The organism is Flavobacterium piscis (assembly GCF_031457575.1).
In the GTDB taxonomy this organism is placed as follows: domain Bacteria; phylum Bacteroidota; class Bacteroidia; order Flavobacteriales; family Flavobacteriaceae; genus Flavobacterium; species Flavobacterium piscis_A.
Window position 1 is genome coordinate 417,851 of the sequence record NZ_JAVDWQ010000001.1, and the last position, 23,586, is coordinate 441,436.

Sequence of the window (23,586 nt, forward strand, 5' to 3'; positions counted from 1 at the left end):
GATTCGCAAAGTTATTTTTAATTCTTTGTGTGTCTTTGCGAAAACTTAGTGAATCTCTGTGAAATAAAAATACGAAACAATAATATGAACTTACATTACTTATATGGTTTAATCTTTCTTTTTATAAACCTGAATGTTCTTGGGCAGAATCAGGAAGATCAAATATATAATGCCATTGATGTTTTTGTCGCTCGTCCTTCCGCGAAAGCACTACAGAAACTTTCCAAAACAGAAACTGATTTCTGGAAAAATCCACAATCGAAAACCAAAGACGAATTACTCGCCATTGTGGTTTTAAACTGCAATAAGGCCTATTATGAAAATCAATTAGGGCAATCTCAAAAAGCGCTTTCGAGTTATGAAAAAGCCTGGCAAATCTATCAAAAACACAAACTTAAAGATTATGATATTATCGAATATTGCCTGAAACCCTTAGGGAATTTATATACCGTTTTAGGCGATTATGATAGTGCCGAAAATACGATAAAGCAGTATTTTTTTATAGTCAACACAACCAAAAATTATCCCGAAGACCAGAAACAAAAATTTGCAGCAATTCTTAATTTATCAAATGTTTATCAGAGTTCCGGTAAAATATCCATGGCTACGCAGTTATTAGAAAACACTTTAAAAACAGAGAAATTATCGAATTCACAGAAAGGAACTTTATGGAACAATCTTGGGAATAGTTATCTGCTAAGTTCCACAGGAAATTTAATGAGACCAGAGCTTTATCAAAAAACCGAAAATGCTTTTCAATTAGCTGTAAAATATCTGAAAAACGAAAAAGGACAATCTGAAACTTTATCTAATTCTTATAGAAATTTAGCAACTCTTAACCGTCAGCGAGAAAAATTTGAAATTGCAAATTCGTATTTAGAAAAAGCGGAAAAACTATTTCTGGAAAATCAAAATCAACAGCCCAGAAAAGTTGCAAAATTGTATTATGAAAAAGCCTTATTGCTTTTTGATGAACAAAAATATGATGAAAGTGAGAAGCAGATTACAGCTGTTTTTAAAATTTTAATTCCGAATTATAACTCAAAAAATAATTTTCCGAATCAAAATCAATTGTATGGAGAAACGGTTTTAATAGATGCACTCGATTTACAGGCAGAAATTTTACTATACAAACAGCCCAAAAAAGCTTTAAAAACTTTTGAACTTTCCTTTTACATCGAAGATTTATTAATGAATGCTTTGGTGTATGAAAATTCCAAAATTATTACCCAAATTCGAACTCGTAACAGAACTGAAAAATGCCTTTCGATTTATAATCGTTTGTACAAAAAAGAAAATAAAATTCAATATTTAGAAAAAGCTTTTCAATTGTCAGAAAGAACGAAATCAGGTATTTTAAAAAGTTATCGTTCGAATATTAAAACAGCTTCCGCGGAAGAAAAATCACTTTTACAGCAACTTCAAAATTTAAATAACACGATTTTAAAAGAACAGCAAAAAGGGAATCAGGCTAACATTTCAAACATTAATTCAGCAATCAAAAAACAAAATGAACTTACGATTTCTCTGAAGCAAATACAATTGAAAAATGCTGATTATATTCCTGAAAGCTGTGATTTAAAAGTTTTATTTTCTAAATTAGAAAAAGACAAAGCGATCATGGTTCATTATTTTATGGGCTCTGAAAATTTGTTTTATTTCACTCTACAAAATAACCGAATTAGTTTAAATCATATCGATACAGATCATAGAGCAATGATTGAAGTTGTTCGTTTTGTAGATTATTTTAATACTGCAGCTGCGATTACTAATGATATTTCCGGATATAATCACTCCGGGAAAAAAGTGCATGATTTATTAAAATTGCCTCAAAATACTATATATAAAAACCTCATCATCATTCCTGATGGTATTTTGAACTTCTTACCTTTTGAAGCTTTGATTACACAAGAATCTTCTACAACAAATTTTGCAAAAATGCATTATTTATTGAATAACTTTAAAATTGGGTATAACACTTCAGCCAGTTTTTACCTGAATTCAAAACCAATTTCAAATATTGATAAAACCGTTTTGGGACTTTTTCCGGTTTTCGAAAAAACAAGTTATGAATTGAGTTATTCGAAAAAAGAACTGGAATCAATTCGAAATAATTTTAAGGGAAAATATTTAGAAAATTCAGAAGCCAGCTTTTCCAATTTCAAAAATAATATTTCAAATTATTCGATTTTACATCTGAGCACACACGCCTCTTCCGGAGATATTGAAACTCCTGCGAGTATCAAATTTTATGATCAGGAAATATTGTATTCTGAATTGTATACTCTCAATATAAATCCGGATTTAGTGGTTTTAAGTGCCTGTGAAACCGGAATTGGCAAGCTCTACAAAGCCGAAGGTGCCATGAGCATTGCAAGAGGTTTTCAGTTTGCAGGAGCACAAAATTTATTATTCTCTTTATGGAAAGTAAACGATTATACGACTTCGGTTTTTATGTCTGACTTCTATAAAAATGTCAAAAACAACCAAACCTATTTTGAAGCCAATGCCAATGCTAAAATTTCTTTCTTGAATAACCCTGAAATTTCAAACGATAAAAAATCACCTTATTATTGGAGTTCTTTTGTGTATTATGGTTCTATTTCCCCTGAAGAAAACACAACAAATTATATCCTTTATATCATTAGCTTTTTGGGTGCAATTGGTTTATTTTTGATTTTCAATCGCAATCAAAAATGGAAAATCTTCACTTGGTCCTCAAAAAAGAAAAGTATAAAAAGATAAAATTTAAAATCATCAAAACCCAGCATTTATTGATAAAGGCAAAAATCAATGGTGTTTCCGGAAATTTCATTCTGGATACTGGCGCATCAAATTCCTGCGTAGGTTTTGAAAGCATTGAGCGATTTGAATTAACATCCAAAAATTCCAAAACCAAAGCTGCCGGTGCAGGCGGAACCGGAATGAAAACACAAATTTCGAAACACAATTCCCTGCAAATTGGTTCCTGGAAAAACAATGATTTTGGTTTAGTTATTTTTGACCTTTCGCATGTCAATGAAGCTTTATTACAATACAAGGCAAAATCTGTTCACGGTATTATTGGTGCGGATGTTTTGATGGAAGGAAAAGGAATTATTGATTATTATAATCATTATTTGTATTTATTGTAATCACAACGCGAACCCTAAAAAACAACAAACCTTCTTTATAACTGAAAGAAGGCTTTATTGTTTGCTTATTTTCTTAATTTTTTCTTAGAATGAGACTCTTTAGCATCCTTTCCCAATGCCCACAAAATCCCACCTGTAAGATGCTCAAGATATAAAGGATCGACATAATCTTTACTATCATGTCCTAAAGCGGTATAAAACACTCTGGCACCTTCAAATTCATGACACCATGCCAAAGGGAGGTAATCACCAAAAACACGCCCTGGATAAACTTCCTTTTCGGTATCATTTACGGTTCGTAAATCGGCGGCTAAAAGTACCTGAATATTTGGATTGAATTCATTCATATAGTAGCATTCGTCCTCTTTTCTCCATATTTCAGGCAGCATCGATGTAGAAGGGTGGTTTTTATTAATTACTTTTATTTCGAAAGACTGAAAAGCAGGATGGCTTTTAAATTTTCCTCCTATCATTGTTGCATACCAAGGCCAGGATTTTGCAGAATCAGAGGCACTATGAATTCCTACGAAAGATCCGCCGGCATGAATATAATCCACAAGTGCTTGTTTTTGTTGTTCCGTATCAAAAATCTCATTACAGGTATTTGAGAAAATAAGACAGCTGTACTTTGCTAAATTGTCGGTAGTCATTACTGCCGGATCATCTGAAACATCAACAATCAGGTTGTTTATTTCACCTATTTTCTTTATGGCTTCTACACTGACAGCAATATTTTGATGAACATAACCTTTACCATTTTTAGTGTAAACCAAAATTCGTTTTTTGGCTGGCGGATTTGCAAAAACAGCACCTAAGCCAAAAATAACAGCGAGCAATATTAATTTTATTTTCATTATTCTTTTATTCATTATTCGAATATAAAAAGAAAATCCCAAACTCCTTGAATTTAGGATTTGGGATTTTAAATTGAAATATTTTTAAAACTATAGCTCCAAGGCTCTTTTAGCATCTCCGTTCATCAATAATTCTACAGGATTTTCCAAAGCTTCTTTAACCGCTACTAAGAAACCAACTGACTCACGACCATCGATAATTCTGTGATCGTACGAAAGTGCTACGTACATCATTGGGTGAATTTCAACTTTACCGTTTACAGCAATTGGACGCTCAATAATATTGTGCATTCCTAAGATTCCAGACTGAGGAGGGTTGATAATTGGTGTAGATAACATAGATCCGAAAACACCACCATTTGTAATTGTGAATGTTCCACCAGTCATATCGTCAACTGTAATTTGTCCGTCACGTGCTCTTAAAGCCAATCTTTTAATCTCAGCTTCTACTCCACGGAAAGTTAAGTTTTCAGCATTACGAACTACAGGAACCATCAATCCTTTTGGTCCTGAAACCGCGATTGAAATATCTGCGAAATCGTAAGCTATTTTGTAATCACCGTCCATCATGGAGTTCACATCCGGATATAATTCTAAAGCTCTTGTAACTGCTTTTGTGAAGAAAGACATATATCCTAAACCAAGACCACCGTGTTTCGCTTTAAATGCATCTTTGTACTCATTACGAATCTGGTTGATTGGCGTCATGTTTACTTCATTGAAAGTAGTCAACATCGCAGTTTCATTTTTAGCAGCTACTAATCTTTCAGCTACTTTACGACGTAACATCGATAATTTTGTACGCTCAGAACCACGGTTTCCTCCAGTTGGTGTTCCCATTGAAGGTACTGCATTTACAGCATCATCTTTTGTAATTCTTCCACCTTTTCCAGTTCCTGAAACTGTTGCTGGTGCTATGTTTTTTTCGTCTAATATCTTTCTTGCTGCCGGAGAAGGAGTTCCGGAAGCATAACTTGTTGCTGCAGCTGGTGCCACTTTTGGAGCTTCTGCTTTAACTTCAGCCTTTGGAGTCTCTGCTTTCGGTGCTTCTTTAACTTCAGCTTTTGGAGCCTCAGCTGCCGGAGCGTCTCCTGCAGGTTTTGCTGCGCCTGTATCAATTAAACAAACTACTGCTCCTACTGCTACTGCGTCACCTTCTTCTGCTTTTAGTGTAATAGTTCCACTTGCTTCTGCAGGTAATTCAAGAGTTGCTTTGTCTGAATCAACCTCAGCAATTGCCTGGTCTTTTTCTACATAATCTCCGTCTTTTACTAACCAAGTTGCAATTTCTACTTCTTTTATTGATTCCCCTGGTGATGGGACTTTCATTTCTAAAATCATGTTCTGTTATTTTAAATTATGAATTTTATATTTTAAATTGTTCCGTAAAGAACTTTCTTATTCTTGTTTTTCTAGCCCTGATGGAAGCGATATCCTTTTTCTGGCTTCTTTAGGCCGGGAAAAGATTTAGCGGACAGCAGGAATCAGCTCCTTATTATCTGAATAAATCTTTATCAAAAACCATTCTGATTGCATCTGCGTGACGACGTTTTGCACGGGTGTAACTTCCTGATGCCGGAGCTGCATACGCTTTTAATGAAGCTAATCTCCATTTTACAAGGTCAAAGTTCATTAACATAAAGCTGTATGCCCCCATGTTTTTAGGCTCTTCCTGTGCCCAGACATAATCATCAGCGTTTGGATATTGTGCGATAATCTCTTTTAATTGCTCAACAGGCAAAGGGAACAATTGCTCGATACGAACAACCGCAACGTCTTTTCGACCATTGTTTTCTCTTTCTGCGGTAATATCGTAGTAGAATTTACCTGTAACGAAAACTAATGTTTTTACTCCTTTTTTATCAACTGTATTGTCATCGATCGTTTCCTGGAAACTTCCATTTACTAAGTCTTCAACCGGAGACACACATCTTGGGTCACGCAATAAACTCTTTGGGGAGAATACCACTAATGGTTTACGGAAATCTGTTTTCATTTGTCTTCTCAACAAGTGAAAGAAGTTGGCTGGCGTTGTACAATCGGCTACATACATATTGTGTCTTGCGCAAAGTTGTAAATAACGCTCCATTCTTGCAGATGAGTGTTCAGCTCCCTGACCTTCGTATCCGTGTGGCAGTAATAAAACAATACCGTTTTGGTTGTTCCATTTGTCTTCTCCACAAGAAATATACTGGTCGATCATAATTTGGGCTCCGTTTGAAAAATCTCCAAATTGCGCTTCCCAAATAGTTAAGGCTTTTGGATTTGCCAAAGCATAACCGTAATCAAATCCTAAAACTCCATATTCTGATAAAAGGGAATTGAAAACTCCAAATTTTCCCTTTTTGTTTTCTATAGCGTCAAGTAAAATGACTTCTTCTTCAGAATCTTCGACTTTAACTACAGCATGACGATGTGAGAATGTACCACGCTCAACATCCTGGCCTGAAATCCTAATATCAAATCCTTCCGTTAAAAGAGAACCATAAGCTAATGCTTCTGCTGTCCCCCAGTCTAATGTATTATTATCATATCCTGCTTTTCTGTCGGATACAATTTTGGTAATTTTATTGATGAACTTTTTATCTGATGGTAAAGTTGAGATTGTTTTTATAATAGAATCCAGCTCTTCTTTTGGGAAAGAAGTATCTACTTTTTTCAACATCGCATCATCAGAAACCTGCTGGAAACCACTCCACTCATTCTGCATGAACGGTGTTATGATAGTCAAATCTTTTTTCCGTGAAGCTTCTAAATTCTCCTCCATGTCTGATTTGTACTCTTTCTCTAAAGCATTTACATAAGTTGCATCAATTACACCATCAGACAATAATTTCTCTGCATAAATATCTCTTGGATTCTTATGTTTTGCAATGATTTTATATAAAACAGGTTGTGTAAAACGAGGCTCATCACCTTCATTATGACCATACTTTCTGTATCCTAATAAATCAATAAACACGTCACGCCCGAACTGCATTCTGTAGTCTAATGCAAAAGATACTGCATGTACAACAGCCTCAGCATCATCAGCATTTACGTGCAATACTGGTGAAAGCGTTACTTTGGCAACATCTGTACAATACGTAGATGAACGTGCATCTAAATAATTTGTGGTGAAACCAACCTGATTGTTGATTACAATATGAATAGTACCTCCGGTTTTATAACCGTCTAATTGTGCCATTTGGATGATCTCGTACAAAATACCCTGACCTGCAATTGCAGCATCGCCATGAACGGCGATTGGTAATACTTTTGAGAAATCATTAGGATAATATTTATCTTGTTTTGCTCTTGTAATTCCTTCAATAACAGCTCCAACTGTCTCTAAGTGCGAAGGATTTGGCGCTAAATTGATATTGATATTTTTTCCTGTTCTTGTTTTTTTATCAGCAGTAAGACCTAAGTGATATTTTACGTCACCATCAAAATATTCCTGATCGTAATCTTTACCGTCAAATTCTCCAAAAATATCCTGAGTCGATTTTCCGAAAATGTTGGCCAGAACGTTCAAACGTCCACGGTGGGCCATTCCCATTACAAATTGCTCCACTCCTTGTTCGGCAGCTTTTTCAATCAAAGCATCCAAAGCCGGAATAATAGTTTCTCCACCTTCTAATGAAAAACGTTTTTGACCTACATATTTGGTATGCAAAAAGTTCTCGAAAGAAACGGCCTGGTTTAATTTATTAAGAATCGTTTGTTTTTCTTCTGTAGAAAAATTAGGCTGATTAACATTTACTGCTAATTTATCCTGAATCCATTTTACAACACCAGGGTTTCTGATGTACATATACTCAATACCAATATGCTGACAATAAATTGCTTTAAGACGTGTAATGATATCCTGCAAGGTACAAGGCGGAACACCAATAACCTGTGCAGCATCAAAAACTGTCGAAAGATCAGCTGTTGTTAAGCCGAAGTTTTCAATATCAAGAGTTGGTGATGACGTTCTGCGATCACGCACCGGATTGGTTTTAGTAAACAAATGACCACGCGAACGGTAGCCATCAATTAATTTCAATACGTTAAATTCTTTTTGTAATTTTTCAGAAACCTTAGTGTAATCTGTATTGTCGCTAGTTACGTATTCAACGATTTGCTGAACTGGATTTTCGTCATTATAAGTTGTCATTCCAAAGTCGAAACCCTGAAAAAAACTTCTCCAGCTTGGCTCAACGCTATCCGGATTTACTAAATATTGATCATATAACTGTGCGAAAAACTCTGTATGCGCTGCATTTAAAAATGAAAACCTATCCATAATATGTGTGAATATACTTTTTGTTAAATAGAATGGCAAAAGTACAACAATCGATATTATTTAAATGGTTTTTTTACGTACTTTTACGTAAAAATTTGTTAAAAATAGCCTAAACTATGAAGAAAATTCATTTTTCAATCGTTTTCAAATCATTTTTTGTGATTTTGATCTGCCTGTTTTCAAATGTTATGAATGCACAGGATGAAAATAATGTAATCGATAACAATACTCAATTTTGGGACAAAGTGCAATTTGGAGGCGGATTGGGTCTTGGATTTGGCTCAGGATATACTGATATTTCTGTAATGCCTAGTGCCATTTATAATGTGAATGAAATTGTAGCTGTTGGTTTGGGATTACAATTTGGATATTTATCCTCAAAAAACTATTATAACTCGTATGTTTACGGAGGGAGTATTTTGGGATTAGTAAATCCAATTCCGGAAATTCAATTATCTGCCGAACTGGAACAGGTAAGAGTTAACACCGATTATAAAGCAAATAATAGCAGACCTTCTTTTTCAGATGATTATTGGAATACCGCATTGTTTCTGGGAGCCGGATACAGAACCGGAAATGTAACGATTGGTGGTCGTTATGATATTTTATTTAATGATAAAAGAAGCCTTTACGGATCTGCGTTTATGCCTTTTGTGAGGGTTTATTTTTGATTTTTAGCTGTTAAGGTTCTGAGATACTGAGCACCTGAGTTATTAATTAATAGAAAAAACGTTCCTCAATGAAAAAATATTTTGCCATCCTTGGATTTCTATTTGGATTTTCTTCATGTCAGCAGAAAGAAACAAATGATTTTGAAAATAAAAAACAAGCAGAAATTGATGCAAATCTAAAAGTAATTAACTCCTTACGATCTGAAGGTGATAAACTTACTGTTTCCAGAGAAGTTTATCATTGGATATATTTTAAAAATGTAAGCGAAAAAAACAATTATCTTAAAGAAGTTCTTAAACAAGGATTTGTACTGGTAAGTTCAAATAAAATTGAAGACAAACTACCATACCAATTACAGATTAAAAGAATTGATAAAGTTGATGAAAGTAGTGTCAATAAATATGTTATTTATTTATGGGAAAAGGCAATTGAATATAATGGAGATTATGATGGCTGGGAAACAAGTATCGAAAAATCTTAGAACCTCAGAACCTTAGCAACTCAGAACTTTTACTTGTAGTAATTTCGAAACCAAACCTTCTGCCATTCTCTTTTTAGGATTAAAAAAGAAACTTCTTCTGCCAGAACTACCAAATCAGAACCGTCCAGTTTTTTGATTTCCTTTTCAGACACATCTATTATATAAAGGAGATTCAAATATTCAGCAAATTTGTACTGAATCATTCGGTAGACTTTTTCGTGCAACTGAATTTTCAATTCATCAGGCGAAATACTCAATGGAAAATCAATTCCTTCGTTTGCCAAATTAAAATCCTTGTTGATTTGTTCGATTAATTTAAGGTACAAAGATTCCTTTTGGACTTCTTCAAATAACAAATCACTATTTAATGGAGTAACATACATATTTTTATTAATTTCAATGGCAATTGCAAAAATTAAATTCAAATTTCAAAAATTAACTCAACTGAAATTGAGGTTGATTTTTGAGATTGAAATTGATATTGATTTTTTTAAACTTTTCTTCCCATCAAATTCTCTCCGAATTTTTTAAGAATATTTTTCTTTTCGGTATTAATGTCCATTTTTTCCAAAGTTTCAAAAGCTTTAAAAGTATACATTTCTATTGCTTCCTGCGTTGCTTTTGAAGCTCCTGATTCATTAAAAATAGTTTTGGCTGTTTCTATTTTAACTGTGTTGTCTTCTAATTGCGAACCAAATAATTTCTGCAATTCAGTTCTTTTTTCATTCGTAGAAAATTCAAGGGCTTTTAAATATAAATAGGTTCTCTTATTTTCGATAATATCGCCCCCAACCTGTTTTCCGAAAGTTTCCGGATTTCCAAAAGCATCTAAATAATCATCTTGTAATTGAAAAGCAAGACCCAAATTCAATCCGAAATCATAAATTAAATTCGCTTCATTTTCAGAAGCTTTAGCTACAATGGCACCCATTTTCATGGCAGCAGCAACCAGAACAGCTGTTTTGTATTCGATCATTTTGAGATACTCCGGAATTGTAACGTCATTTCTTTCTTCAAAATCAACATCCCATTGCTGCCCTTCGCAAACCTCAAGAGCTGTTTTGCTAAACAGTTTCGCCAAGTCCCTAAAAACACCAGGCTCATATTGTTCAAAATACTGATAAGCCAGAATCAGCATGGCATCTCCGGAAAGAATTCCGGTATTGATATTCCATTTTTCATGAACTGTTACTTTCCCTCTTCGCAAAGGCGCATCGTCCATGATATCATCGTGTACCAGAGAAAAATTATGAAAAACCTCGACCGCCATGGCTGCAGGAAGTGCCATTTTATAATCGGTATCAAAAACCTCTGACGCCATCAAAGTCAATACAGGACGCATTCGTTTTCCGCCAAGACCTAAAATATACTCAATGGGTTCGTAAAGAGTAACTGGTTCTTTATTTATTGTCTGGTTTTTTAAATAACTGATAAAAAATTCCTGGTATTGGCTAATATGGTGCATAAAATAAAATCTGATTAACGTGCTTCAAAGATACAATTCAAATATGAATTATCCTTTTCTAATTTAAATTGCAATAACCTGTATAAAAAGATCCTTCAAGATTCTGCAAAATCAACGAAATGAAAAATTATTGAAAAAACATGGAAACTTTTTTGGTGTTTCGAGTTTCCTGTTTATATTTGCATCGCTAAACGGAAACTTAAAACACCAAAAAAGTTTCCGAAAGTAATTCGAGTAATTTAATAAACTCAACAAAACCAAATATTTATGAAAACTACATGGACCTTAGATTCTAGCCAATCAGATGTTTTAATTAAAATGAGACATTCGATAATCGCATATTTAGGAGGAACTGCACATAAATTTGGTGGTTTTGTAAATATCGAAAACAATGAAATTGCAGATGCATCTGTTGAATTTTCTTTAGACATCAATAATAAAAATGACAGTTTTCAACAAATTGATACCTATTTACAACTTCAGGATTTATTTGATGTAAACGAGCATCCAATTATTAGTTTCAAATCGACTTCGTTTCAAAAAGTAAATAATAATATCAACTTTTTTAAAGGTGATTTAACCATTAAAGATGTAACTAAAGTCGTAGAACTTGAGGCAGAATTTATTGGGGTGAATACCTATAATGGAGACAGAAAAGTGGCTTTTGAAATTAAGGGAGATATAAAACGCCAGGATTTTGGATTGGATTATCATTCTTATAATCAAAATGGAGGATTGGCGCTTGGAAAAAATATTAAGCTTATTGCCAATCTTGAATTCAGCATATAAGTCATATTATGAATAAATTAATGTAAAATTATTACAAAAACAAAGGAAACTATTTTTTAAATACAGTTTCCGATTTATCTTTGTAAGGGCAATTTAAATTAAAAATGAAAGAGAAAATCATAGCAAAAGCAAGCGATTTATTTTTAAAACTCGGTTTTAAAAGTGTTACGATGGATGATATTGCAGGTGAAATGTGTATTTCAAAAAAAACGATTTATAAATATTTCTGTAACAAGGAGGTGCTAATCGAGGAAAGCACTTCGATGGTTCATAGACAAGTGCATGAAGTAATTGACACTATCGTTGCTAAAAATTATAATGCTATTCATGAAAATTTTGAAATTAGGGAAATGTTTCGCAATATGTTTAAAAATGCAACAGATACTTCGCCTCTTTACCAGTTAAAAAAGCATTATCCGGAAATCTATAAAAACATGATGACTCATGAAATAGAGCAGTGCACTCATTATTTTAGGGATAATATTTTAAAAGGAATTCGCGAAAATTTATATAGATCTGATTTGAATATAGCTGTCTATGTAAAATTTTACTACACCTTGATTTTTCACATTAATGAAACTACTATCTCAGAGAAAGAAGCACAGGAGATAGAATTAGAAGCTTTAGAATATCACACCCGGGCAATGGCTACAGCAGAAGGTATAAAAGAATTAGAAAAACAGCTAAAAAATTTACACACTAATCATCAATCCATTAAATCAACATGATCCTAAATCATAATTAAAAAAAGAAGAAAGGCAATATTTTTCAATTAATAAAACAAATATTAACTCTATATGAAAAGAATAATTCTTATATTTTTGTGTACAATTGGCATCTCAGTCAACGCACAAGTGACAACTTTAACGCTAAAAGATGCTGTTACATATGCGCTTCAAAATAAAGCGGAAGCAAAGAAAGCTAAATTAGAAGTTGAAAATAGTGAATATCAAATTCAGGAAGTTCGCTCCCGTGCATTACCTCAAATTTCAGCTAATGGAAATTTGACCCACAATCCAATCATCCAAACTACGGTAATTGATGGAGCAGGATTTGGTCAGCCAGGAACAACAATTCAGGCCGCTTTTGGTCAAAAATGGACTTCTGGAGCTGGAATTTCTTTAAGTCAGGCTTTATTTGACCAATCTGTATTTACAGGTTTAAAAGCTGCAAAATCAACCCGTCAGTTTTATCAAATCAACGATCAGTTAACTGAAGAACAGGTAATAGAAAGAGTCGCAAATAACTACTATCAGGTATATGTTCAGCGCCAGAAATTAATTTTACTGGACAGTAATTATGTTAATACTACTAAAGTTCGTGATATTATTAAAGGGCAATTTGATAACGGATTGGCTAAAAAAATTGATTTGGACAGAGTAAGTGTTAAAATGTCAAACATTAGTACTCAACGTCAACAAATCTTAAATGCTGTTCAGTTACAGGAAAATGCTTTGAAGTTTTACATTGGAATGCCTATGGAAACTCAAATCGAGATTCCACAATCAGAATTTGAAGTTACTCCGGCTGCCTTAAGCGAAACTCCTAATGTTACAAACAGAACTGAGTATTTGCTTTTGAAAAAACAGGAAGAACTATTAGTCTTTCAGAAAAAATCGGTTGAAGCAGAATACTATCCTACCCTGTCATTGTCCGCAGGATACAATTATATAGGCCAGGGTCCTGAAATGCCACTTTTTGCAAAACCTTCAGATGGTGTATATTGGTCGGATTATTCATCAATTGCATTGAATTTAAGAGTCCCAATTTTTACAGGATTCGGGACCCGTGCCCGGGTAAGGCAAACTGATGTAAAAATCAGAACCCTTCAGGAAGACATCAAAGATACCCAGCTTTCACTTGATTTGGAGTATAAAAATGCAACAACTCAAATTCAGAATAGTTTAATTACAATTGAGAATCAAAAAGAGAATATGACCTTGGCAGGAGAAATTCTGAATAATACCAAAAATAATTATTTACAAGGACTTGCTTCTTTAACTGATTTATTGGATGCCGAAAATGCATCTATCGAAGCACAGAACAATTACACATCAGCAATACTGGATTACAAATTAGCAGAAGTAGCATTAATCAAATCAAAAGGCGAACTTAAATCACTTATTAAATAACTAACAAAATGAAAAAAATTATTATAACCATTCTAGTCATAGTTGGCGCATTAGCCCTAATTGGGTACGTTTTAACCAATAATAAAAAAGAAAACGAAGCTAAAACTGATATTGTTGCTGAAAAAAATGCAGCGGTTTCTGTAAAAATAACCCCAGTAAAAACAGAAGAAGTTTCATTGGATTTTGTAGCTAACGGAAATTTCCAGCCTATTCAGGAATTAACTTTCTCTGCTGAAAAATCAGGAAAAGTAATCAGCGTTTTAGTGAAAGAAGGAGACTACGTAAGAGTGGGTCAAACTTTATTGACAATGAGAGGTGACGCAATTAATGTAAGTGCACAACAAGCACAAGCTGCTTACCAAAATGCGAAATCTGATTATAGCCGATACGAAAATGCATTTAAAACTGGCGGTGTTACAAAACAACAATTAGATCAGGCAAAATTAGCCTTAACTAATGCCGAATCCAGCCTTACACAAGCAAATATTAATGTTGGGGATACTAAAGTAAAAGCACCTATCAATGGTTTTATTAATAAAAAATATGTTGAACCGGGATCTATTTTAGCCGGAATGCCAGCAACTGCATTGTTTGATATTGTAAATGTTTCTAAATTAAAATTAGCGGTAACGGTAAACGAAACACAGGTCGCCAGTTTAAAAAAAGGAAATAATGTAAATATAACAGCCAGTGTGTATCCTGATAAAACTTTTTCTGGAAAAATAACTTTTATAGCTTCAAAAGCTGATGAATCTTTAAACTTCCCTGTTGAAATTGAAATCGCAAATAACCTGAATAATGATTTGAAAGCAGGTATGTATGGAACTGCAAATTTTGCATCCAACCAACAAAAACAAACCCTGATGGTTGTACCTAGAAATGCATTCGTAGGAAGTGTGAGCAGCAACGAAATTTTTGTAGCTGAAAATGGTATTGCTAAATTAAGAAAAGTAACAGCTGGAAGAATTTTAGGTGATAAAGTTGAAATTATCAATGGGTTATCTGACGGTGAAACTGTAATTGTTACAGGTCAAATCAACTTACAGGACGGTAACGCAGTAGAAATTATTAAATAAAAAGTAATTAGTAAAGAGTACTTAGTCCTTAGAATTAGTCAGACTAAATATCTACTAAGGACTAAAAACTAAGGACTTAATAAAATTTAAAGAATATATGAAATTAGCCGAAATATCCATAAAACGTCCGTCGTTAGTAATTGTATTGTTTACAATCCTGACACTTGGCGGACTGTTCAGCTACAGCCAGTTGGGCTACGAACTGATCCCAAAATTTGAAACTAATGTTATTACGGTTTCAACTGTTTATCCAGGAGCTTCTCCAAGTGAGATAGAAAATACCGTAACAAAGAAAATAGAAGATGCAATCGCATCTTTGGAGAATATCAAAAAAATTGACTCTAAATCGTATGAGAGTCTTTCTATCGTATCGATTACTTTGACATCAACTGCCAATGTAGATATTTCGATGAACGATGCACAGCGTAAAATTAATGCTATTTTAAGTGATCTTCCAGATGATGCAGATCCACCGTCATTGACCAAATTCTCTTTGAGTGATTTACCAATCATGACACTTGGTGCTAATGGTAAAATGGACGAAGCAGCATTTTACGATTTGATAGATAAAAAAATCGCTCCAGTTTTATCTCGTGTACAAGGTGTAGCACAGGTAAATATTATTGGTGGTGAAGAGCGTGAAATTCAGGTAAATCTTGACGCTGTAAAAATGCAGGGTTACGGGCTTTCTGTTCCGCAGGTACAGCAAACTATCCTAACTTCAAATTTGGATTTTCCAACAGGAAACATACAAACCCGCGATCAAAAAATACTAATTCGTTTAGCAGGTAAATATAAAAATGTTGAAGAATTAAGAAATTTAGTAGTTTCCTCACAAAATGGAATTCAGGTTCGCTTGGGAGATATTGCAGACGTTCAGGATACTCAAAAAATAGCTGAGAAAATTGCTCGTGTAGATCAAAAAAGTGCTATTGTACTTCAAATTGTAAAACAATCTGATGCCAATGCGGTTGCAGTAAGTGAGCAGCTATTAAAAGCAATTGAAACTTTAGAAACGGATTATAAATCGTCTCAATTAAAATTAGAAGTTGCAAAAGATAGTACAGTTTTTACCTTAGAAGCTGCAGATTCTGTAGTTCACGATTTATTAATTGCAGTAATTCTGGTAGCTCTTGTAATGTTATTTTTCTTGCACAGTATTAGAAACTCATTGATCGTAATGGTATCGATTCCTGCATCTTTGATTGCCACTTTTATCGGAATTTATTTAATGGGATATACCCTGAATTTGATGAGTTTACTGGGATTATCACTTGTTGTGGGTATTCTGGTGGATGATGCGATTGTGGTACTTGAGAATATTTACCGACATATGGAAATGGGTAAGAGCCGTATTCGTGCGTCTTATGATGGTACGGCTGAGATTGGAGGAACCGTAACTTCTATTACTTTAGTAATTGTAGTTGTATTCCTTCCGATTGCAATGAGTACCGGACTAGTATCAAACATTATTACACAATTCTGTGTTACGGTAATTATATCAACATTGTTCTCTTTATTGGCTTCGTTTACTATTATTCCATGGTTGTCATCACGTTTTGGAAAATTAGAGCATATTGAAGGTAAAAACATTTTTGGAAGAGTTATTCTTGGTTTTGAAAGTTATTTAACTCGTTTTACTGACTGGGTTTCTAATTTATTAAACTGGTGTCTGGATCATTATATTAAAACTATTCTTATTGTATTAGTGCTTTTTTTTGGATCTATTTTCTCTTTACTTGGAGGAGGTTTTATTGGAGGTGAATTCTTTGCAGCGTCTGATAGTGGTGAATTCCTAGTGCAGATTGAAATGCCAAAAGATGCTTCATTAGAACAAACCAACTTTATGACTCAAAAAGCCGAAGCATTTTTAAAAGGCGAGGAATATGTGTTTAGTCAAATTACAACTGTAGGACAAACAAGTGAAGGTCTTGGAGCTTCTCAGGCAACAGCTTACAAAGCAGAGATTGACGTTAAAATGATTGAGCAAAAAGATCGTACGGACGATGCATCTGTTTATGCTGCAAAAACCAAACGTAAACTAGAGAAAATTCTGGTTGGTGCTAAGGTTAAAACAGTCCCGGTTGGTCTTTTAGGAACAGCAGAAGATGCTACTTTAGGATTAATTGTAACAGGTCCAAATGTAGAAAGTGCTATGAAATTTGCAAAATTAGCTGAAGCTGAATTACGCAAGATTCCTGGAACTACAGAGATCAAATTAACGGTTGAAGACGGAAATCCGGAGATTAATGTTCAGGTTGACAGAGATAAAATGGCGGCTTTAGGTCTGTCTTTACAAACTGTGGGTTTAACCATGCAGACAGCTTATAGTGGAAACACCGATGGTAAATTTAGAGCAGGAGAATACGAATATGATATTAACATTAAATACAATGCTTTTGATAGAAAAAACATTACTGATGTTAGTAATTTAATCTTTATCAATAGTGCAGGACAGCAAATTAAATTAAACCAGTTTGCAACAATAGCTGAAGGTTCAGGACCAAGTAAACTGGAGCGTAGGGATAAAACAGCTTCTGTTACTGTACAAGGTCAAAACGTTGGGGTTCCGGCGGGAACGATTGTTACGCAATGGCAGGAAAAACTGGACAAATTAGAAAAACCAACTGGTGTAAATTATATCTGGGGTGGCGATCAGGAAAACCAAAGTGAAGGTTTTGGTACTTTAGGAATTGCTTTATTAGCTGCGATTATTTTAGTTTACCTTGTAATGGTTGGACTTTATGATAGCTTTGTTCACCCGTTTGTAGTATTGTTTGCGATTCCGCTTTCATTTATTGGGGTGTTATTAGCATTGGCATTAACGAACAACACGTTAAATATCTTTACCATTTTAGGGGTAATCATGTTGATTGGTCTGGTGTGTAAGAATGCGATCATGCTTGTCGATTATACCAATCAAAGAAGAGCCGCAGGAGAATCTATCAGAAAAGCACTGATTCAGGCGAATCACGCACGTTTACGTCCTATTTTGATGACTACTATTGCGATGGTATTTGGTATGTTCCCAATTGCATTGGCATCCGGAGCGGGAGCAGAATGGAAAAATGGATTGGCATGGGTAATTATTGGAGGATTAATTTCTTCATTATTCCTTACTTTAATTGTAGTTCCGGTTATTTATGATATTATGGAGAAAATCATTCGTAAATTCTCTAAAGGAGAAAAAATCGACTATGAAGCTGAAATGGTTGCTGATTATGAGCATGCCGAATTAAGTGAAGACGGTTTTAATCCAAAACATACCCATTAATTGTTGATTTAATTTTAGATTGAAAAAACCTGTTCATTAATTTGAGCAGGTTTTTTTTATTAAAATGCTATTCTGGTAAAATCTTTTTATTTTTTATTTAGAATAAATAAGAATAATTTGTTTTGTGTTATTTCAACACCTAAATTTACGCAATCAAAAACAATTCTAAATAAGATGAAAATAAGATTTACAATACCACTAGGTTTATTCTTTATTTTGCTAGCAAGTACAAATGTCTGGGCTCAGGAGAAAGCCACTATTAAAGGACAGATAACCTTGAACGATAACGAATCTCCAGATGGAATTTCAATCGCTTTAAAAGGAACCAGATGGGGAACAATAACAGACGCTAACGGAAACTATAAAATAAAAAATGTTAAACCTGGTACTTACACTATTAAGGTATCTGCTGTAGGTTACATAAGTTCAGAGAAAAAAACAACAGTTACTGAAGGTCAGGAAATAACACAAAACTTCAACTTAATTTCAAATTCAGAAGAGCTAACAGAAGTTGTAATCAATAGCGGCAGAACAAATCATTTCGCCCGTAAAGAAACAAGACAAGTATCGAGATTACCTCTTAAAAATCTTGAAAATCCACAATCCTACACTACTATTACAGGAGAATTATTAAAAGAACAAGTTGTGACTAATTTTGATGATGCTTTGAAAAATGCATCTGGTATCACACCTCTTTGGGCTGCTACAGGGCGTGCTGGAGATGGAGCAGCTTATTATTCTCTCAGAGGATTTCCTGTTCAACCTACTATGGTTAATGGTTTACCTGGATTAACAAATGGAAGTTTAGATCCTGCCAATATTGATAAAATAGAAATCATTAGAGGTCCATCCGGAACTTTATTTGGAAGCAGCTTAATCTCTTATGGAGGTTTAATAAATACGACTACAAAAAAACCTTATAAAACTTTTGGAGGAGATATTAATTATACTGTAGGAAGCTACGGTTTAAACCGTGTAACTGTAGACTTGAATACACCTTTGAATGATAAAAAAAGTTTAAATTTCAGAGTTAACTCAGCATACAACAAACAAGAAAGTTTTCAGGACGCAGGCTTTAAGGAATCCTTTTTTATTGCCCCTTCTTTATCTTACGAAGTAAATGAGAAATTATCCTTTTTAGTTAATACTGAATTTATGAGCAGCGAATCTACAAACCCAACTATGCTGTTTTTAGACAGAGGTGCTCCTTTAAGAGTTCATAATATTGATGAATTAAATTATGACAACAAACGTTCTTACACTAGTAACGAACTGACTATGAAAACGCCTTCTTATAACATTCAGACACAAATGAATTATAAACTTTCTGATCAATGGAGTTCTCAGACCATTTTCTCTACAAGTTCTGCAAGATCTAAAGGAAACTATGCCTATTTATATGAAGGCACTAGTAATAAGGCTTTTGCCTCAATTACAGAGGGAATTGTCCTGGCTCGTTTTTTTACTGATCAGGACAATCAAAATATAACAACAGACATTCAACAAAATTTTAACGGTGATTTTAATATTGGAAGTATAAGAAACAGAATTGTTGTTGGTTTTGATTATTTCAAAAGGACTGCTACTGATCGTAGTACTGGATATTTTGGAAATGGTTATATCTATATTGGAAATGATTTAGCCTCTTTTAATGCACTTTTCGGACCTACGAATGGCGATACCGGAGATTTAACAAAAGCTGGATCTGATGCAATCATTGGAAATAGTCCAAGAAACGATAATAGAACAAAACAAGAAACATACAGTGCTTATGCATCGAATGTAATCAACTTTACACCTGCATTATCCGCCATGTTAAGTTTGCGTGTTGACCGCTTTATGAATGCTAAAAATGATGGTTACAACCAAACAGCTTTTTCTCCAAAATTTGGGCTAGTGTATCAGCCAATCTTGGATAAAGTTTCTTTTTTTGCAAATTACATGAATGGATTTGTTAACGTTGCACCAGGTCAAAACCGTCAGGCTACAATTGTAACTCCTTTGGTACTTAATCCTGAACATGCAGATCAGTTTGAAGTAGGTACTAAATTGAATCTTTTTAAAGATAAACTTTATGCTACTTTTAGCTACTATGATATTAAAGTTACTGATCAGGTATATGTTGTAGAAACCCCTTACATAGATCCAGCAGATCCAGATGCCGAACTACCAAATAACCAGACTACCTATCAGGATGGAGGTCAGAAAAACAAAGGTTTTGAAGCAGAATTTGTTGCAAACCCAATAAATGGTTTAAACATTGTTTTGGGTTACAGTTATAATGATGCAGTTTTAACAAAAGGAGATCCTGACTTTGTAAACCGCAGATCGGAAAATGCAGGACCTAGAAACCTGGCAAACCTTTGGGCCAGTTATAAATTTACAAACGGTTTCTTAAGAGGCTTTGGTTTAGGGTTTGGAGGAAATTATGTTGGCGATAACATGATCATGAACAGAAATGTTGCAGGGACGTTTACAATTCCTGAATACACTGTAATAAACTCCTCTGTTTTTTATAGTGCCGCGAAATTCACTATTACTCTTAAACTAAATAATATTGCGAATAAAGAAATTTACGATGGCTGGTCTACTATACATCCTAAAGATCCAAGAGCAATAGCAGCAAGTTTTACTTATAAATTTTAGATAATAATAATCAATGACACCCTTTCTGGATTACCGGAAGGGTGTTTATAATTCTAAAACCATGATAACTATAGCAACCATTATCGTTTTTTTAGCTTTTTACACTTTATACTACACATCAAAAAGAGCTGTATTATCCTATGATTCAGGTTTTGAAAAATGGATGCGGAAAAATCCAAAACAAACCAAAATTACAGGATTAATTTTACTTTTATCTGCCTATTTATTTTGGCTTTTTACACAATCCTTGTGTTGTGGCACCCTTATGTTTTTTATTCAGCTCATGACAATTGGAAGTCTGATTATCATTTTAATGCCACTAAAAAAAGTTAGCCGTAAAGTTATTTTATTACTTTTTATAATTGTGGCTCTCTTAGAATTTTATTACAACTAATTATCCTAAACTATGCCGGCAAATCCAAAATACTTAACTCAATCCAAATGGCATCGCTTTGCCAAAATAACAGCGGCCATTCTAGGGGGTTATTTTGTTTCAATCACTTTCCATTTGGCTTTAGCTTCCTGGTTTAATCGGGCAAATATTCTTATCACAATGGCTTTTAGTGGATTCATCCTTTGGGTAGCGCTTATGATCATTGCATTTTTGGCAAAAAGCGGATTAAAAATATGGGGAATATATTTATTCCTTACTTTACTTTTTTCTCTTTTAATATATTTGGGGCAAACCTATAATCCAATTGCACAATAAAACTATGAGTAATCGCAATTATAATATTTATTTTCATACTCATACTGTTAGCGGAATTGTCATCAGTGTAGTTCTTTTTGTGATTTTTTTCGCAGGGTCTTTTTCGTTTTTCAGAGATGAAATTATCAATTGGGAAAGAAATGAATCAACCAATGTTACTAAGGAAATACAGCTGGATTACAATACCGCTTTAAACACACTTGATAAGCAATATATTTTGCATGGAAGAAATATTACTATTTCTAAACCAGGCAATGAAAGAAGAGTTTCTATTTATTTAGAAGGTACGAAAGATACTCTGGCTCCAGCCAAACAAAAGGAAGGTCAGTTTTTTTATCTGGATACTAAAAACTTCCAATCTTTCACTTATGAAGAATCTTATTCTCTAGGAGAGTTTTTATACAGGTTGCATTTTTTAGCGCAAATTCCATATCCGGTAGGCTATTATCTTTCGGGATTTATAGCTTTATTTTTTTTGTTTGCAATTATAACAGGCGTTCTGTTACATTGGAAAAAAATTGTTTCAAATTTTTATGTTTTTCGTCCAAGGGAAAAACTCAAAACATTATGGACTGATGCACATACGTCATTAGGAATGATTGGCTTACCTTTTCAATTTGTTTATGCTGTAACTGGTGCCTTTTTTATGATTAAACTGTTAATTGTGGCCCCGGCAGTAATGACACTTTACAAAGGTGATCAAAGCAAAATGTACAACGAATTAGAATATACTGATCCTGACTATAAATTTGAAAACAAGTTATTAACTGCTAATTACAGCATTAATAAAATAGTTGCTAAAGCAAAAAGTAACTGGACCGATTTTAAAATTAACCGTGTTTTCATTCAAAATTATGGCGATGCCAATATGCATGTCTTAGTTGAAGGAGAATTATTAAGTCAAAAGAAATTTACTGGTATAGGCAAAGTAGTGTATCGCATTTCTGACGGAAAAGAGATTGCAAAGAAAAATCCTATTACACAAAACAATTATTTAGATATTGTAAAAAATGTTTTATATCGTGTACATTTTGGCGATTATGGAGGATATGCCTTAAAAATAGTAAGTTTTGTTCTGGGAATTATAACTTGTTTTGTGATTATCTCCGGTGTAATGATTTGGTTAATTGCCAGGGATAAGAAAAACATAGCTCAAAAGAAACGCCGTTTTAATGAAGCAGTAGTTCGTATTTATTTGGCAATCTGCTTAAGTATGTATCCAATTACAGCACTTGCTTTTATAGGAGCTAAACTTTTTTACCCGTTAAGTAAGTCTAATCTATTTATCCTATACTTTGGGGGATGGCTATTATTGACAATCTTTTTTGTTATTAGAAAAAATAACGCTTATACCAATAAATGGTGTTTAATTTCCGGAAGTATTTTAGGCTTTTTAATCCCTATTGTAAACGGGATTGTTAGTGGAAATTGGTTCTGGAATTCATTTATGCAAAATCAAATTCAGATTTTCTTTATAGATGTTTTTTGGATTGTTTTAGCTTCTATTTCACTTTATGTCGCCTTTTCTTTAAAACCAAAAGAGAGCTAAACAAAAAAAGGAGAAAATTTTAATAAAATTTTCTCCTTTTTAATTAACTAGGTAATCATCTTAATTTCTATTTGCCACAATTTTTTCTTCTAAATTCTTAACAGAATTAATTCTGCTTTTAGAATAATCTACCTGACAAATATTATTTTCATTAAAGAAAATCCATTTTCCGGTTTTTAGCCCGTCTGAATATTCTGCAATAGCTTTTTTATTTCCACTTTCATCATACGATACCCAAACACCATCCAATTTACCTTCTTTAAAAAAACCTTCTTGTTGTACTTTGCCATTTTCATAATAGTAAGTTGCTCTTACTTTATTGCCAACCGCTTCTAATTGAGGTTTTGTCTCTTGTGCAACTAAAATTCCAGAGAACAATATTGCAACTAAAATTACACACTTTTTCATATCTTTAGGTATTAATGTTATCAAATCTTTATCAAATATAAATAATTGTTTACATTAAAAAAACTTTTACTTAACAATTTGGTAACATTGAATAAAAACTTAACATTGGAAATCAGACTATAACAAA

19 protein-coding genes are annotated in these 23,586 nt (G+C 33.6%); 13 read left to right on the top strand and 6 right to left on the bottom strand.

Annotated elements, in window-relative coordinates; all coding sequences use genetic code 11:
- Window positions 1-84 precede the first annotated feature (84 nt).
- Entirely contained in the window at window positions 85-2,745 is a 2,661-nt protein-coding gene (locus J2W48_RS01755; RefSeq protein ID WP_310277148.1) for a CHAT domain-containing protein, read from the top strand.
- Complete coding sequence (locus J2W48_RS01760) at window positions 2,697-3,134, top strand: retropepsin-like aspartic protease (RefSeq protein WP_310277151.1); 438 nt, start codon at window positions 2,697-2,699, stop codon at window positions 3,132-3,134. The genes J2W48_RS01755 and J2W48_RS01760 overlap by 49 nt, the downstream gene beginning before the upstream one ends.
- Before the next feature lie 65 nt (window positions 3,135-3,199).
- On the opposite strand, the gene J2W48_RS01765 is transcribed toward J2W48_RS01760, so the two are convergent.
- The 3 genes from J2W48_RS01765 to J2W48_RS01775 form a co-directional block, all read right to left on the bottom strand.
- A complete protein-coding gene (locus J2W48_RS01765; RefSeq protein WP_310277154.1) occupies window positions 3,200-3,988 on the bottom strand; it encodes a ThuA domain-containing protein in 789 nt (262 codons plus the stop codon).
- 90 nt (window positions 3,989-4,078) lie between these two features.
- Window positions 4,079-5,329 (bottom strand): 2-oxoglutarate dehydrogenase complex dihydrolipoyllysine-residue succinyltransferase, encoded by a 1,251-nt coding sequence (gene odhB, locus J2W48_RS01770; RefSeq protein ID WP_310277156.1) that lies wholly within the window; start codon window positions 5,327-5,329, stop codon window positions 4,079-4,081.
- A gap of 154 nt (window positions 5,330-5,483) precedes the next feature.
- Window positions 5,484-8,258 (bottom strand): 2-oxoglutarate dehydrogenase E1 component, encoded by a 2,775-nt coding sequence (locus tag J2W48_RS01775; RefSeq protein ID WP_310277159.1) that lies wholly within the window; start codon window positions 8,256-8,258, stop codon window positions 5,484-5,486.
- A gap of 116 nt (window positions 8,259-8,374) precedes the next feature.
- On the opposite strand from J2W48_RS01775, the gene J2W48_RS01780 reads away from it, so the two are divergent.
- Together J2W48_RS01780 and J2W48_RS01785 are read left to right on the top strand one after the other, a co-directional pair.
- Window positions 8,375-8,929, top strand: a complete 555-nt coding sequence (locus J2W48_RS01780) for a hypothetical protein (protein ID WP_310277162.1) — start codon at window positions 8,375-8,377, stop codon at window positions 8,927-8,929.
- Between the two features lie 68 nt (window positions 8,930-8,997).
- Window positions 8,998-9,411 carry a ribonuclease E inhibitor RraB gene (locus J2W48_RS01785; protein WP_310277164.1) on the top strand — a complete coding sequence of 138 codons (414 nt, stop codon included), beginning with the start codon at window positions 8,998-9,000 and terminating at the stop codon, window positions 9,409-9,411.
- 29 nt (window positions 9,412-9,440) lie between these two features.
- Here J2W48_RS01785 and J2W48_RS01790 read toward each other — a convergent pair whose 3' ends face one another.
- Complete coding sequence (locus J2W48_RS01790; protein WP_310277908.1) at window positions 9,441-9,794, bottom strand: hypothetical protein; 354 nt, start codon at window positions 9,792-9,794, stop codon at window positions 9,441-9,443.
- 107 nt (window positions 9,795-9,901) lie between these two features.
- The gene (locus tag J2W48_RS01795; protein ID WP_310277167.1) at window positions 9,902-10,876 is read right to left on the bottom strand and encodes a polyprenyl synthetase family protein; all 975 of its coding nucleotides are present in this window, start codon (window positions 10,874-10,876) and stop codon (window positions 9,902-9,904) included.
- Between the two features lie 267 nt (window positions 10,877-11,143).
- Between J2W48_RS01795 and J2W48_RS01800 the strand changes: the two genes are divergently transcribed.
- The 9 genes from J2W48_RS01800 to J2W48_RS01840 all read left to right on the top strand — a co-directional run bounded on the left by J2W48_RS01800 (window position 11,144) and on the right by J2W48_RS01840 (window position 23,051).
- Window positions 11,144-11,665 (top strand): YceI family protein, encoded by a 522-nt coding sequence (locus J2W48_RS01800; RefSeq protein WP_310277170.1) that lies wholly within the window; start codon window positions 11,144-11,146, stop codon window positions 11,663-11,665.
- Window positions 11,666-11,769: 104 nt separating this feature from the next.
- Window positions 11,770-12,393: a TetR/AcrR family transcriptional regulator gene (locus J2W48_RS01805; RefSeq protein ID WP_310277173.1), complete on the top strand. Its 624-nt coding sequence runs from the start codon at window positions 11,770-11,772 to the stop codon at window positions 12,391-12,393.
- Between the two features lie 69 nt (window positions 12,394-12,462).
- Window positions 12,463-13,797, top strand: coding sequence for a TolC family protein (locus J2W48_RS01810; protein ID WP_310277175.1), 1,335 nt, complete (start codon window positions 12,463-12,465; stop codon window positions 13,795-13,797).
- 8 nt (window positions 13,798-13,805) lie between these two features.
- Complete coding sequence (locus J2W48_RS01815; protein WP_310277178.1) at window positions 13,806-14,873, top strand: efflux RND transporter periplasmic adaptor subunit; 1,068 nt, start codon at window positions 13,806-13,808, stop codon at window positions 14,871-14,873.
- A gap of 97 nt (window positions 14,874-14,970) precedes the next feature.
- Entirely contained in the window at window positions 14,971-18,147 is a 3,177-nt protein-coding gene (locus tag J2W48_RS01820; protein WP_310277180.1) for an efflux RND transporter permease subunit, read from the top strand.
- A gap of 174 nt (window positions 18,148-18,321) precedes the next feature.
- Entirely contained in the window at window positions 18,322-20,793 is a 2,472-nt protein-coding gene (locus J2W48_RS01825; protein WP_310277183.1) for a TonB-dependent siderophore receptor, read from the top strand.
- Between the two features lie 61 nt (window positions 20,794-20,854).
- A complete protein-coding gene (locus J2W48_RS01830) occupies window positions 20,855-21,187 on the top strand; it encodes a hypothetical protein (RefSeq protein ID WP_310277185.1) in 333 nt (110 codons plus the stop codon).
- Between the two features lie 12 nt (window positions 21,188-21,199).
- Window positions 21,200-21,502, top strand: coding sequence for a hypothetical protein (locus J2W48_RS01835; RefSeq protein ID WP_310277188.1), 303 nt, complete (start codon window positions 21,200-21,202; stop codon window positions 21,500-21,502).
- Window positions 21,503-21,506: 4 nt separating this feature from the next.
- Entirely contained in the window at window positions 21,507-23,051 is a 1,545-nt protein-coding gene (locus tag J2W48_RS01840; protein WP_310277191.1) for a PepSY-associated TM helix domain-containing protein, read from the top strand.
- Window positions 23,052-23,111: 60 nt separating this feature from the next.
- Here the strand turns inward: J2W48_RS01840 and J2W48_RS01845 are convergent, their stop codons facing one another.
- Entirely contained in the window at window positions 23,112-23,459 is a 348-nt protein-coding gene (locus J2W48_RS01845) for a toxin-antitoxin system YwqK family antitoxin (protein WP_310277194.1), read from the bottom strand.
- Window positions 23,460-23,586 lie beyond the last annotated feature (127 nt).